Genomic DNA, 13,350 nt, shown 5'->3' with positions numbered 1-13,350 from the left:
TCACGAAAAGATTATCCGCGGCTCATTCCGTTTGTGAGTTACCGAAAACAGCTTACGGGAACAACGAGGATAGAATCATCCCCATTTATCACTCACACCATGAAGCGACAACCTAGAAGGAGTGACCTACATGCCAACCCTTACCCCGCTCGTCAGCCTAGTCGTGCCCATTTATAACACAAGCGCCTATTTGCGGCAGTGTCTCGACAGCCTTGTCCATCAAACGTATCCTCATCTCGAAATCATTTGTATCGATGATGGCAGTACGGATCATAGTCTCGAGATTGTCCTGACCTATGACAAAGATCCAAGGGTTCGTGTCATCAGCCAGACAAATCGAGGATGCTCATTTTGCCGAAATCGTGGCCTGCAATTGGCGACGGGCGAATACATCATGTTCATCGACAGCGATGACTGGCTAGATGTCGATGCGATTCGATTATTGGTCGAACATGCGGAGGCTGAACGCGCCGACGCCGTCATGGGGACATATGTCCGTGAATACGATGGACGTTCACTCCCGAAACGGATCTTCGAAGCGGACTTTTTGTCGTATAACGCCGAAGAAACGAGACGTTATGTCCATCGTCGTCTGTTCGGACTTGTTGGTGAAGAACTTGCTCACCCGGAAACGGTGGATGCGCTCAATTCAAACTGCATCACGCTCTATCACCGTGACCTCATCAAACATTTGTCATTTGGCGGTCCGTACGGGACGTTCGTCGATTTGTATTTTCAAATCCAAGCGTTGGAGCATTGCCAGCGCTTCATTTACATCGATTATCCGGTCTACCATTACCGAAAAACAAACGCCGAGTCGGAGACGAGTGTATACAACAATAACCTCATCGCCTCACGCTTGCAGTTCTTTCATATTTTAATGCGTTACATCGAGACCCACCAGCTTGGAGAAGAGTATAATCACGCACTCTATAATCGAATCGCCCTCAGCATGATCGGTATCGGCTTGAACGAGATCGGGGCACCGAAGTCACTCTTCGCCCAGGCCGAGTCGTTGAAGCAAGTACTTCGACAAGAAGAGTATAAACGCGCCTACTCGCAGATGGATATGGGTCATTTCGATATGAAATGGCGGACGTTCTTCCAACTGTGCAAACACGAGCAGACCGTTCCGCTCGTCTTGATGTTGCGTGGTGTCGACTACTTACGGAAACGCGTGTGAGGAGGAGGAACGATGAAACGAGTGCTCATGGTCGCCTCGGTCGTCTCGATGATCGAGAGCTTCAATCGCGACAATATCCGTATGCTCCAAGAGATGGGGTATCAAGTCGATGTCGCCACCAATTTTGAGTGGGGCAGCATGTATTCGCCTGATAAGATTGCCCGTATCAAACAGGATTTACAAGACAGTGGCGTCACGTGGTACCAAATCGACTTTGAGCGCGATATTAAGAAGATGAATGGACATGTCCGCGCCTATCAACAGCTGAAGGCTGTCATGACGGCAAACCGCTATCACTTCATCCACTGTCATTCGCCAATCGGCGGGGTCGTCGGTCGGCTCGTCGCGCGCCAGACGCACACACCGTGCATGTATACGGCGCATGGCTTTCATTTCTTCAAAGGCAGCCCGTCGCTCAATTGGATGCTGTACTATCCGGTCGAACGGACGCTCGCCCGTCTGACGGACACGATTGTGACAATCAACGAAGAGGACTTCTCACGAGCGCAGACGTTCAAGACGTCGCACACGTTCCGTATCCCCGGCATTGGCGTCGACACGAAACGAATCGAGGCGGTCACGATTGACCGACCGAAGAAACGTCGCGAACTCGGTATCAGTAGTGATAGCGACTTTGTCTTGTTGTCCGTCGGCGAGTTGAACGAGAACAAGAACCACGAGACGATCATCCGCGCCATCGCCTCGCTCAAGGAACCAACACTACGTTATTTAATTGCCGGGACGGGTGACAATAAGGAAAACCTCGAGCGACTCATCCGTGAGCTCGGACTCGAGCGACAAATGATCTTACTCGGCTTCCGGGACGATGTCATTGAAGTGATGAAGGCATCTGATTGCTTCGTCTTCCCATCGAAACGGGAAGGGCTCGGCATGGCTGCGCTCGAAGCGATGGCCGCCGGGCTTCCGCTCATCACGTCGAACGTGCACGGCATCAATGACTATTCGATCGATGGGGTCACCGGGTATAAGTGTTCGCCGGAAGACGCTTCAGGGTTCGCTCGGGCGATCCGGACGATGCAACTCGATTTCGATCTTTCCCACCAGATGGGGCTCCATAATAGCGAGTCGGTCAAGGCGTTCGACGTCGACCGCTCGAAGACGGAGATGCGACGCATTTATTCGCAATTCACGCAAGATAAGCCGACATGATAGTTCATGAAAAGATGGTAACCATTTCTTTTCGATTTGCACAGAACGGCGGGTAAGAAGGTAAGACAGAGAACGACCTCATCCTCACGTCTAGATTTTTGTATAGGTAACTTTGTCTGAAGGAGGGCTTACGTGTGAAAAGTCAAACGATGCTACTTTCCGAAATATTCGGTGTGTTAAAGAAAAACATTCTAATCCTTTTGTTGATGATGCTCATGGGTGGAGGGGCAGCCTATTATTTAAGCCAATATGTGATCGCACCGACCTATGAGGCGTCGACCCAGGTATTGATCGTCCCGAAAGAAGAGGCTGGTACGAATGTGATCGACAGTGCACAAGTTTCCTCATCACTATCGCTTGTGAACACGTATCGAGTCATCATGCGCAGTCCTGCTATTTTGAATGAAGTACAAGATCGAGTAGGGGAAGCACCGGCGGACATCAGTGAGATTTTGTTGGTGGAAAGCGAAGAGGACTCACAAGTCATCAATATTGTCGTTCAATACGTCGACCCGGTCGTGGCCACTGAAATCGCCAATGTCATCACACGTGTGTTCGCGAGTGAAATTCCAGATTTAATGAATATCGACAACGTTCGTATCCTCTCGGAAGCCGTCGTACCAGGCGAACCGATTGCACCAAATGTCGTTATGAATACCGCGGTTGGTCTACTTGTTGGCTTTGTGGTCGGAGGCGTACTCGCGCTCATCCGTCATACGTTTGACAAACGGATTCATAATGAGCGAGAGGCTGAACAGATTTTGTCCATGCCAGTGATTGGATCCATCCCGGTCATTGAAAAGCGTGATATGAACCCAAAGGTAGTTAAACCAAAAGCTGATGCCGGCAACAAGCCGAAAGGAGACGATCCGCATGTTCCACCTGTCAAAGAAACAAGACAAACATCGTGATTCCGGGCGTAGCCTCATCACGTTAGCCAATCCTAAATCTCCGATCGCCGAACAATATCGAACGATACGGACGAACTTGCAATTCACGGCGCTCGGGGCCACGTTACAGTCAATCGTTGTCACATCAGCATCACCGGGCGAAGGGAAATCGACGACGGCTTCGAATTTGGCCATCGTCTATGCGCAGCTCGGTAAGCGCGTGTTGCTCATGGACTGTGATATGCGCAAGCCGACGGTCCATTTCACGTTTCAACTTGCAGGTCAAATGGGTTTGTCTACGGTCCTCGCCAAACGGTCGACGTTTGAACGATCGGTTCAAATGACGAAAGTTCCGAAACTTCATTTGTTGGCGGCGGGCCCGATCCCGCCGAATCCGTCGGAGCTGCTTGCGTCACCAATGATGAAACAGCTATTGGATGAGGTAAAGGAGAAGTACGATTTGATCATCTTGGATGCGCCGCCGCTCATGCATGTGGCCGACAGCCGACTTCTCGCAAGTGAGACCGATGGGACGATTCTCGTCATAGGGTGTGACAATTCAAATCGAGATCTTGTACTCAAAGCGAAAGAACAGCTCGTCTTGTCTGGTGCCCATATGCTTGGGATCGTCATGAACAAACGAGAACGAGGTGGCAAGGACGCTTATTACGCCTATACGTACGAGTAAGGAGGGAGAACGATGCGGATTTTACACATCAATGCCATTCATGAAGAAAAAAGCACGGGACGGATTTGTAAAGAGATTTCGTCTGTGGCGGTTGCCCATGGCCATGAGAGTGTCGTCGCTTATGCGACAGGTCCAGATACGGGAAGTGGGTTCCGCATCGGTTCATCCTTCGATCAAAAACGACATGCGCTCTTGTCTCGCTTGAGTGGGAAACAAGGCTATTTTTCAAAAGGGGCGACGGCTGAACTGATCGATTATATCGAATCGTACAAGCCTGACATCGTTCATTTGCATAACCTTCACGCCAACTACATCCATCTCGAGACATTATTTAATTGGCTCAGCCAAACCGACACACCGACCGTATTGACGCTACACGATTGTTGGTTTTATACGGGAAAGTGCACGCACTATACGCGAACCGGTTGTGCACGTTGGCGAGATGGCTGCGGGAGTTGTCCTCGACTGGCCCTTGATAACCCAAGTTGGGGTCTGGATCGGACTGCTGACATGTGGACGGACAAAAAGCGATGGTTCGAAAATATCCAGTGGCTTGCCGTCATCGGTGTCTCGGATTGGATCACGATGGAAGCGCGATTTTCTTTTCTCGGCAATGCGAAGCTGATTCGTCGCATCTATAACTGGGTCGACCTCAATATTTTCTACCCACGGGATACATCCGGATTACGTGCGGCGCTCGGATTAGAACATCGCTTCGTGCTGTTAGGCGTCGCTAGTTCCTGGGACGATTCAAAAGGACTGTCTGATTTCTTACAAGTGGCACAAGCGTTGCCGGAAGATCGCTTTCTGTTAGTCGGTGACCTCCCAGAGCTCACGTTGCCGGTGAATGTGATCCATATTCCATCGACGAATCGTATCGAAGAGTTGGCTGACTATTATGCGCTCGCAGATGCGTTCCTCAACTTATCGGTCGAAGAATCGTTCGGGAAAGTGACGGCGGAAGCGATGGCCTCAGGAACGCCGGTCGTTGTGCTCGATGCGACAGCCAATCCAGAACTTGTCCCCATCACCTGTGGCGAAGTCGTTCAGCCTCATCAGTTAGAGGCTGTCATCGACGCAATCGAAAAAATGAGACGACGCGGTAAGGAGTATTATGAGGACGCCTGTATCGAACACGCGCGCGCCTCGTTTTCGATGGAAGAGCGAGTCATGGATTATCTACACGTTTATGAAAGCCTTGTTCACGATAAAAGGAGGAATTCAGCATGGAACGTCCCCTCGTCTCAATCGTCATCCCCGTCTACAATGGAGCGGACTATTTAAAAGAAACGATCGAGAGCGCCCTTGCTCAAACGTATGAGCGGATCGAGGTGCTAGTGATTAACGACGGGTCGACCGATGGCGGGGCGACCGCTGAAATCGCCCGAAGCTTTGGGAGTCGGATCAGATATTATGAAAAGCCGAACGGTGGAGTATCGACCGCGCTCAATCTCGGTATCGATAAAATGCGAGGCGAGTGGTTCTCATGGCTGAGTCATGATGACCTTTATGAACCGGAAAAAGTGAATGATCAAGTCGAAGAACTCCTAAAGCTTGGTGATCAAGCCGAGCGTTACATCTTGTCTTGTGGGACGACGCTGATTGATGAGGCCGGAGCCCCAATCCACCGTCCGAGAAGACAATTGAAAGGCGCGTATACGAATGAGGCCATGTTTGATTATCTTTTACTGAAAGCCTGTTTGAGCGGTTGTGCGCTGCTCATTCCGAAACGAGCGCTTGAACAGGTGGGTGGATTCCCGACGACGTATCGATACATTCAAGACTGGGTATGTTGGGTCGACTTGGCGCTTTCGGGCTATCAATTCAAAGTGACGACGGCACCGCATTCGAAGACGCGTATCCATGCGAAGCAACAGACGAAAAAAATCGCAGACCTCGCGCCAATCGAGACAGCCCGCTTTTTCGAACAGTTATTCGTTCGACTCGATGCAACGAATAGCGTCACCACACCACAGATTAAAACGGTATTCAAGGCGGTATACCGCTCGACTGATCCAGAAGTGAGGGAGGATTTGCTGCAGCGCTTTGATGGGCCACGTCATTTAAGTCGGATGGAACAGCAACGACTGAATGTTTCAGCCGCCATATATCAACGGCTGTTGACGTTTTACCGCGGAATGATGAACCTTCGCTATCGATAAGTGCGAAAAGGAGGAGTTGAAATGTGGATCTATCTGATTAATATGTTACTCCTGATCGCATGGGCGGCCCTCCTTTTGCGTGATGACGGAATCAAACACGGGAAGTTGTTGTTTGTGACGATTGCGACGTGCCAATGGATTCTCTTGTCTGGATTTCGTCACTTTAGCGTCGGTGCCGATACGATGCAATACAAATGGATGTTTGATGAGACGAAACGAATCTCCTGGGAACGGCTAGGTGACAATTTTATCAACGTTTTGTTCGGCGGAGAGGACGGACGCGATCCAGGATACTACTTACTACAAAAAACGATTCAACTGGTGACAGACAACTATCAATGGTACTTATTAACGGTCGCACTTCTGTTTTTGATTCCATTTGGTATTTGGATTTACCGAAACTCGACAGAACCGTTGCTCAGCTTCTTGATTTTTTCTACCTTGTTTTACGCGTTCTTTGCCATCACCGGGATTCGTCAGACGATTGCGACGGCAATCGCCGTGTTAATCGGCTACTACTTCATACAAACGAGACGATTTTGGCCATTTCTCGGGGTCGTATTGCTCGCGGCGACGATTCATCAATCCGCTCTCGTCTTTCTTCCGTTTTATTTCTTGGCCACGAAGACGATCACGACACGCTATTTGCTGTTCATGGGGGCATTGATTCCATTCCTGTTCGTCTTTCGAGTCCAACTGTTCGAATTTTTCCGTACCATCAGTGGCTACGACGAATATGATTACTACACCGGGGCCGGGACGCTCAACTTCTCACTGATTTTAGTGCTAATCACCGTCGTGTCGCTCTGGCGGCGTGAACAGATGATTGCGGCCAACCCAAACGTGACTCATTATTTGAACGCCTTGCTGCTCGCCCTTTGCTTTCTTCCGCTCACGTTCATCAACCCTTCGATGATGCGGGTCGTTCAATATTTCTCAGTATTCGTCATGCTATTGATCCCGGAACTGCTCCGTTCCTTCGAGCGTAGGGAGCGCCTGCTCGTCTACTATGTGGCTATCACGATGCTACTGCTCTTGTTCGTCCGGAACGAACCGCTTTATATGTTCTTTTGGCAACAGAAATAAGGGGAGGTGAATCTGATGACGACGAAAGTGGAATTTGATGAACAAAAAAGTTCGCGTCAAATTAAGATTGGCGTCCTCATGTCTTACGCCGCCATCGGATTCAATATTCTCGCCGGTTTGTTTTATACGCCATGGATGATTGCGGAAATCGGGAAGGCGAACTACGGACTCTATATGCTCTCGCTGTCACTCGTCAGTATCTTCGCCATGGATTTTGGCTTAGAGGCGGCGGTGTCACGGTTCTTGTCAAAATATCACGCGCTCGGAGATTCAGAAGGGGCGTCCCGTTTCCTCGGTGTCGCCTTCAAACTGTTTATCGGGATCGCGGTGTTGATCGGCCTCGTTCTGATCGGGGTCTATATGATGATCGACACGATTTACGCCAGTCTATCGCCTGCTGAAGTGGAGACGCTCCAAGTGTTGTACATCATGGTCGGCTTTTACATCGTCGTCTTGTTCCCGACGAAACCGTTCAACGGCATTTTTATCGCGAACGAACGGTTCGTCGTCCTCAACTGGTTCAACTTGATGGAAAAAGTGTCGACCGTCATCCTGATGGTCGGGGCGCTCCTGTTCGGGTTCGGCTTATATGCACTCGTCTTTGTCAACGCCATCGTCGGGTTATCCATCATCATCGGGAAAGGAATTTATCTACTTCGAAAAACGGAGACGGCCATCGATTTTTTGCATAACAGTCGTTCGATGTATCGAGACATCTTTACCTTCTCGTCTTGGACTACCGTCATCGCCATCGCTCAACGCTTCATCCTCAACATCACCCCGACCATTCTCGGTGCGTTGGCGAGCAGTGCCTCAATTGCTTTGTTCTCAATCGGGATGGTGATTGAAGGGTACGTCTGGACGATCTCATCAGCGATTGGATCGCTGTTCTTACCGAAAGTTACACGCATGACGACCTATAATCGCCAGTCGGAACTAAATCATCTGTTGATTCGTGTCGGACGCATCCAATTGTTCATCGTCGGCTTGATTATCGTCAGTTTTGCGACGATGGGTCGAGAGTTTATCGGACTTTGGGTCGGTCCAGACTTCTTCCCATCCTATACGGTCGCCCTGTTGTTGATCCTCCCGGGAATCATCACGCTGACGCAAGAAATCGCCTATACGACGTTGATTGCGGTCAATCAAATCAAATACCGGGCGTTCGCGTCGCTCATCGTCGCAACGGTCAGTGTGGTGTTGTCACTGCTCTTGTCACCGCATTACGGGGCGATTGGTGCTGCGAGTGCCATATTGGTCGGTAACTTGATTGGCACCGTGATTTTCATGAACGTCGTGTATGTCCGCGTTTTAAAGTTGAGTATGTGGACATTTTTCTATGAATGTCATGTGAAGATTGCGCCGGCTTTGCTTTTTCTTGGAACTCTCGGTTTCTTGCTTCAACGATACCTGCCTGTCGAGTCGCTCGTGCATTTCCTGTTTAAAGCGGTTGTACTCGGTGGCGCCTACTTTCTCTTCTTATGGATCTTCACGTTCCGGGATGATGAAAAAGCGTTGTTGCGTGGGTTTGTCCGTCATGCATCGAAGACATCCTGAACGGGGTGTCTTTTTTCGTGGAGTACAAACATTCGACATGTCATCTTTCAAAAAAATGATAGACATTTCTTTCCTATTCTCATAATGAGACGGGTAACACGATAGTATCAACCTCATTGCAATTGTTTCCAACTCAACTTTCCCATCACCTTTAGAAGCACCTGACATCATGACAAAGGAGAGGATTCGCAATGTTTAAAGATAAAACATTATTGATCACTGGAGGTACCGGCTCATTCGGAAACGCCGTCATGCAGCGATTCCTGAAAACGGATATTAAAGAGATTCGAATCTTTTCACGAGATGAAAAGAAACAGGACGACATGCGCAAGCTCTATCATGACGACAAACTCAAATTTTATATCGGCGATGTGCGGGATGTGAACAGTGTGCGCAACGCGATGTATGGAGTCGATTATGTATTCCACGCGGCGGCGTTGAAACAAGTCCCGTCATGTGAATTCTTTCCTTTAGAAGCAGTGAAGACGAACGTACTCGGAACGGATAACGTCTTGAACGCGGCCATCGAGCAAAAAGTCCAAAAGGTCATTTGTCTATCGACCGACAAGGCGGCCTATCCGATCAACGCGATGGGCATCTCCAAGGCGATGATGGAAAAAGTGTTCGTCGCCAAAGCAAAAGCCGTCGGACCGGAGCAAACATTGATTTGTGGCACACGTTATGGAAACGTCATGGCATCACGGGGATCTGTGATTCCACTATTCGTGGATCAAATCAAACGAGGGGAGCCGTTGACCGTGACGGACCCGTTCATGACAAGGTTCTTGATGAGTCTAGAAGATGCGGTCGAACTCGTCGTCTTCGCGTTCAAGCATGCACGTGCAGGAGACATCATGGTTCAAAAATCACCTGCGTCCACAATCGAGGTGTTGGCGCAAGCATTGCTCGAACTGTTCCATGCGAACAACCCGATCAAAATCATCGGCACACGGCATGGCGAGAAGTCGTACGAGACGCTGTTGACACGCGAAGAAAATGTCGTCGCGGAAGACATGGGCGGCTTCTACCGGGTGCCGGCTGACACGCGCGACTTGAACTACGATAAATATTTTAATGAAGGCAGCAAACGTTTGACGGTCGAGGGCGAATACAACTCGGCCAACACAGAACAGTTGAACGTCGAGCAAGTGAAGCAACTGTTGTTGACCCTACCTTATATCCAACAAGAACTCGCGAGCTGGGTGAAAGTATCATGAAGATTCTCGTCACCGGGGCAGCTGGATTCATCGGCAAGAATTTAGTCGCCGAGTTAACGGCGCGGGGCCATGAGGTTTTCTCGTCCACGCGCGATACGTCGGAAATCGAGTTTCAACGATTTTGCCAACACGCTGAGTTCGTCTATCACTTGGCTGGGGTGAACCGTTCGGAAACGGAAACTGACTTTGTGGAAGGGAACACCGGATCCACCAAACGACTGGTCGCATCATTGGCTGCTCATGCGAATGACGCGCCGATCATGTTCGCCTCTTCGATTCAAGCGACACAGGACAATCCCTACGGACGAAGCAAACTCGAGGCGGAAAATGTCTTGAGACGAGATCATGAGCAAACAGGACGCACCATCCATCTGTTCCGCTTCCCGAACCTGTTTGGAAAGTGGGGTCGACCGAACTATAACAGTGTCGTCGCGACGTTTTGTTATCGTGCGGCGCGCGACTTGCCGTTAGAAATTCATGATCCGGCGCGGCCCGTACAATTGGCGTATATCGATGACGTGCTCGAGACGTTGGTCAACTTGCTCGATACGAGAGGGCGAACGGCGGCCGTGTATGAGGAAGAAGTTACAGTCCACCCACCAATCGAGCTCGGCTACATCGCCGATTTGTTACAGACGTTCAAAGACAGTCGCCAGAACTTGACCGTTCCGCAACTCGACGATTCGTTTACGAAACAGCTATACAGTACGTATCTCAGTTACTTGCCTGTCGACCGCTTCGCCTATGATTTAAAACTGAATGAAGATGCGCGCGGTTCGTTCACGGAGTTCATTCGGACGCCGGAACGGGGACAAGTGTCGATTAACGTCGCCAAGCCCGGCATCACGAAAGGGAATCACTGGCACCACACGAAAAATGAGAAGTTCCTCGTGGTCAGTGGCGAAGCGTTGATTCGTTTTCGCAAGGTTGGAGAGAATGAGGTCCATACGTATCACGTCACAGGAGAGATGATGCGTGTGCTCGACATCCCGACCGGCTATACGCACAACATTGAGAACATCGGAACGACCGACTTGGTGACCGTCATGTGGGTGAATGAGGCCTATGACCCGAACAACCCGGACACATACTTTATGGAGGTGCAAGATGAAACGACTCAAAGTGATGACGATCGTCGGGACTCGTCCCGAAATCATACGCCTGTCGGCCGTTATTCAGAAGCTCGAACACGCTGAGGCCATCGAGCACGTCCTCGTGCACACGGGACAAAATTACGACTATGAATTGAACGAAGTGTTCTTCGAGGATTTCGCTTTGCGAAAACCTGATTACTTCCTAAATTCCGCGACGGGAAGCCCGATTGAGACGATTGGCAACATACTCATCCAAGTCGACCCTGTGCTCGAGCTCGAGCGTCCGGACGCGGTATTGATTCTCGGAGATACGAACTCTTGTCTCGCGGCAATCGCAGCCAAACGCCGGAAAATCCCGATTTTCCATATGGAAGCAGGAAACCGTTGCTTCGATCAGCGTGTCCCGGAAGAAATCAATCGGAAAATCGTCGATCATACGGCGGACGTGAATTTGACGTATAGCGATATCGCCCGGGAATACCTTCTCCGCGAAGGAATTCCGGCGGAACGGATCATCAAGACGGGAAGTCCGATGTTTGAGGTGTTGATGTCCAAACGAGAGGCGATTGAACAGTCGGACGTCCTGAGCCGACTCGAGTTGACTAACGACCACTACTTCATCGTCTCGGCGCATCGCGAAGAGAACGTCAACTCCGACGCACACTTTTTGGCACTCGTTGACAGTTTGAACGCGATCGCGGGGCAATATGAATTACCTGTCATCGTCAGCACGCATCCGCGGACGATGAAGCGAATCCATGAATTGAACGTCTCGTTTCATCCGCTAGTGCGGCTACTCAAGCCGCTCGGATTTGTCGACTATAACCACCTGCAACTGCATGCCAAAGCGGTGCTCAGTGATAGTGGAACGATTAGCGAGGAGTCGTCTATCCTCGGGTTGAGAGGATTGAATATCCGAGAGACGCACGAGCGGCCAGAAGCGATGGAAGAAGGGGCCGTCTTGATGGTCGGACTTGAGAAAGAGCGAATCTTGCAAGGGTTGTCGGTCGTCATGGAGCAGGAGCGGCCACGCATCGTCAGCGATTACAGCATGCCGAACGTTTCGGACAAAGTGGTCCGGATCTTGATCTCGTACACGGATTACGTCCGACGCGAAGTGTGGAAAGGCACGATCGACCCCCGCCAAACTGTAAAGGAGGGTGAACGATGAAACAAAAACTCGTTTTTATCGGGAACATCGCGTCCCCTTACCAAGTGAAATTATGTTACGCGCTAGAAGAATATTTCGATGCTGAGTTTTGGTTTTATGAACATCTCGACCAAAACCGACCGGACTGGTGGAAAATCCCACTCGGTGACAAATGTCAGGTACTGACGTATTCGAAGTGGTTCCCTAAAATCGGGTATCTCTCACTCGGTCTGATTCCGGAGCTGATTCGGTTCAAACCGGACGTCATCTTACTCGGCGGATTCATGGCTGGCCATGCCGTGATCGTGAGACTGGCAAAACTGTTCGGAATTAAAACCGTCATCATGAGCGAACCGCTTCGCCCGTTGCAAAACGACGACGATCCTTCCGCGCGGCTGACAAATCCTCAGGATAATCCATACAAAACGAGACTGTTGCACTGGATGTTCAAGGATGCCGATTTATTTTTCGGGATGGGTACGGTCGCGGTCGAGCAATTCAAGGAACATCTCGGATTTGATCCTGACAAAGTGGTGCATGCGACGTACGCCCAGGACATCGATGCGTACTTCGATCACGGATTGAGACGGAAACAGCCGGGCGACACGTTCAAACTTCTGTTTGCGAATCGACTCGTCGAACGCTATCAGCCGCTGCTCGTGTTAGAGGCATATCGGAATTTATCAACCCGCTATTCGCTCGAACTTTACTTGAACAATTCAGGGCAACAGCTCGAAGCGTGCAAAGCCTACATCGCTGAGCACGAGGTGAAGAACGTCCACTTCTTAGATGAGATTCGGGCGTGGGACGAGATGCCAAAAGTGTATGAACAAGCGGACATCTTGGTGCTGCCGGCCACGTATTCGAACGGGAATGGGACGATCATCGAGGCGAGAGCGTCAGGGATGGGAGTCGTCATCAGCGATCAAATCAATAATGTCTCTCATCACTCCGTCGACGGGGAAAACTGCTATATGTGTGACGTCACGGTCGAGTCGATTGAACAAGGGATTGAACAGTACCTCGAACATCCGGAGCGACTCATCGAACATGGCATGTTATCGCGGGAACTCGTCAAATTCCATCGAAACGATGTCACGGCCAAAGGATATTATGACACGTTGCGTGCGAAACAAATCATTTCGTAAAGGAG

The 13,350-nt window shown here is 50.2% G+C and carries 12 protein-coding genes; all 12 read left to right on the top strand.

The genetic code is table 11. The features are described 5' to 3' along the window. Positions 1-130: 130 nt before the first annotated feature. Positions 131-1,183, top strand: a complete 1,053-nt coding sequence (locus EVJ34_RS08320) for a glycosyltransferase family 2 protein (protein ID WP_131435719.1) — start codon at positions 131-133, stop codon at positions 1,181-1,183. A 12-nt stretch (positions 1,184-1,195) separates the two neighbouring features. Further along, entirely contained in the window at positions 1,196-2,353 is a 1,158-nt protein-coding gene (locus tag EVJ34_RS08315; RefSeq protein WP_131485243.1) for a glycosyltransferase family 4 protein, read from the top strand. 134 nt (positions 2,354-2,487) lie between these two features. Then, positions 2,488-3,264: a YveK family protein gene (locus tag EVJ34_RS08310; protein ID WP_131435716.1), complete on the top strand. Its 777-nt coding sequence runs from the start codon at positions 2,488-2,490 to the stop codon at positions 3,262-3,264. Continuing rightward, the gene (locus EVJ34_RS08305; RefSeq protein WP_201739674.1) at positions 3,227-3,931 is read left to right on the top strand and encodes a CpsD/CapB family tyrosine-protein kinase; all 705 of its coding nucleotides are present in this window, start codon (positions 3,227-3,229) and stop codon (positions 3,929-3,931) included. The genes EVJ34_RS08310 and EVJ34_RS08305 overlap by 38 nt, the downstream gene beginning before the upstream one ends. 12 nt (positions 3,932-3,943) lie before the next feature. Further along, positions 3,944-5,215, top strand: coding sequence for a glycosyltransferase (locus EVJ34_RS08300; RefSeq protein ID WP_131485242.1), 1,272 nt, complete (start codon positions 3,944-3,946; stop codon positions 5,213-5,215). After that, positions 5,158-6,093 (top strand): glycosyltransferase family 2 protein, encoded by a 936-nt coding sequence (locus EVJ34_RS08295; protein ID WP_131485241.1) that lies wholly within the window; start codon positions 5,158-5,160, stop codon positions 6,091-6,093. Before EVJ34_RS08300 ends, EVJ34_RS08295 begins: the two co-directional genes overlap by 58 nt. A 21-nt stretch (positions 6,094-6,114) precedes the next feature. Beyond that, complete coding sequence (locus EVJ34_RS08290; RefSeq protein WP_131435710.1) at positions 6,115-7,179, top strand: EpsG family protein; 1,065 nt, start codon at positions 6,115-6,117, stop codon at positions 7,177-7,179. A 15-nt stretch (positions 7,180-7,194) separates the two neighbouring features. Further along, positions 7,195-8,736, top strand: a complete 1,542-nt coding sequence (locus EVJ34_RS08285) for an oligosaccharide flippase family protein (protein ID WP_131485240.1) — start codon at positions 7,195-7,197, stop codon at positions 8,734-8,736. Positions 8,737-8,927: 191 nt separating this feature from the next. Continuing rightward, the gene (locus EVJ34_RS08280) at positions 8,928-9,953 is read left to right on the top strand and encodes a polysaccharide biosynthesis protein (protein WP_131435706.1); all 1,026 of its coding nucleotides are present in this window, start codon (positions 8,928-8,930) and stop codon (positions 9,951-9,953) included. After that, on the top strand, positions 9,950-11,149 hold the full coding sequence (locus tag EVJ34_RS08275) for a polysaccharide biosynthesis C-terminal domain-containing protein (RefSeq protein ID WP_131485239.1): 1,200 nt from the start codon (positions 9,950-9,952) through the stop codon (positions 11,147-11,149). The genes EVJ34_RS08280 and EVJ34_RS08275 overlap by 4 nt, the downstream gene beginning before the upstream one ends. Continuing rightward, entirely contained in the window at positions 11,061-12,218 is a 1,158-nt protein-coding gene (wecB, locus tag EVJ34_RS08270) for a non-hydrolyzing UDP-N-acetylglucosamine 2-epimerase (RefSeq protein ID WP_131485238.1), read from the top strand. The genes EVJ34_RS08275 and wecB overlap by 89 nt, the downstream gene beginning before the upstream one ends. Beyond that, a complete protein-coding gene (locus EVJ34_RS08265; protein WP_131435701.1) occupies positions 12,215-13,345 on the top strand; it encodes a glycosyltransferase family 4 protein in 1,131 nt (376 codons plus the stop codon). The genes wecB and EVJ34_RS08265 overlap by 4 nt, the downstream gene beginning before the upstream one ends. The last annotated feature ends 5 nt before the right edge of the window (positions 13,346-13,350 follow it).

Origin of the sequence: Exiguobacterium sp. SL-9 (assembly GCF_004336985.1) — a bacterium.
Lineage (GTDB): Bacteria > Bacillota > Bacilli > Exiguobacteriales > Exiguobacteriaceae > Exiguobacterium.
This window is presented reverse-complemented; position numbering and strand designations above follow the sequence as displayed.

What these genes read in the sequence shown, in the direction of transcription:
- EVJ34_RS08320 (WP_131435719.1), top strand. Translation starts at nt 131, where the DNA reads ATGCCAACCCTTACCCCGCTCGTCAGCCTAGTCGTGCCCATTTATAAC.
- EVJ34_RS08315 (WP_131485243.1), top strand. Translation starts at nt 1,196, where the DNA reads ATGAAACGAGTGCTCATGGTCGCCTCGGTCGTCTCGATGATCGAGAGC.
- EVJ34_RS08305 (WP_201739674.1), top strand. Translation starts at nt 3,227, where the DNA reads ATGTTCCACCTGTCAAAGAAACAAGACAAACATCGTGATTCCGGGCGT.
- EVJ34_RS08300 (WP_131485242.1), top strand. Translation starts at nt 3,944, where the DNA reads ATGCGGATTTTACACATCAATGCCATTCATGAAGAAAAAAGCACGGGA.
- EVJ34_RS08295 (WP_131485241.1), top strand. Translation starts at nt 5,158, where the DNA reads ATGGAACGTCCCCTCGTCTCAATCGTCATCCCCGTCTACAATGGAGCG.
- EVJ34_RS08290 (WP_131435710.1), top strand. Translation starts at nt 6,115, where the DNA reads ATGTGGATCTATCTGATTAATATGTTACTCCTGATCGCATGGGCGGCC.
- EVJ34_RS08285 (WP_131485240.1), top strand. Translation starts at nt 7,195, where the DNA reads ATGACGACGAAAGTGGAATTTGATGAACAAAAAAGTTCGCGTCAAATT.
- EVJ34_RS08280 (WP_131435706.1), top strand. Translation starts at nt 8,928, where the DNA reads ATGTTTAAAGATAAAACATTATTGATCACTGGAGGTACCGGCTCATTC.
- EVJ34_RS08275 (WP_131485239.1), top strand. Translation starts at nt 9,950, where the DNA reads ATGAAGATTCTCGTCACCGGGGCAGCTGGATTCATCGGCAAGAATTTA.
- wecB (WP_131485238.1), top strand. Translation starts at nt 11,061, where the DNA reads ATGAAACGACTCAAAGTGATGACGATCGTCGGGACTCGTCCCGAAATC.
- EVJ34_RS08265 (WP_131435701.1), top strand. Translation starts at nt 12,215, where the DNA reads ATGAAACAAAAACTCGTTTTTATCGGGAACATCGCGTCCCCTTACCAA.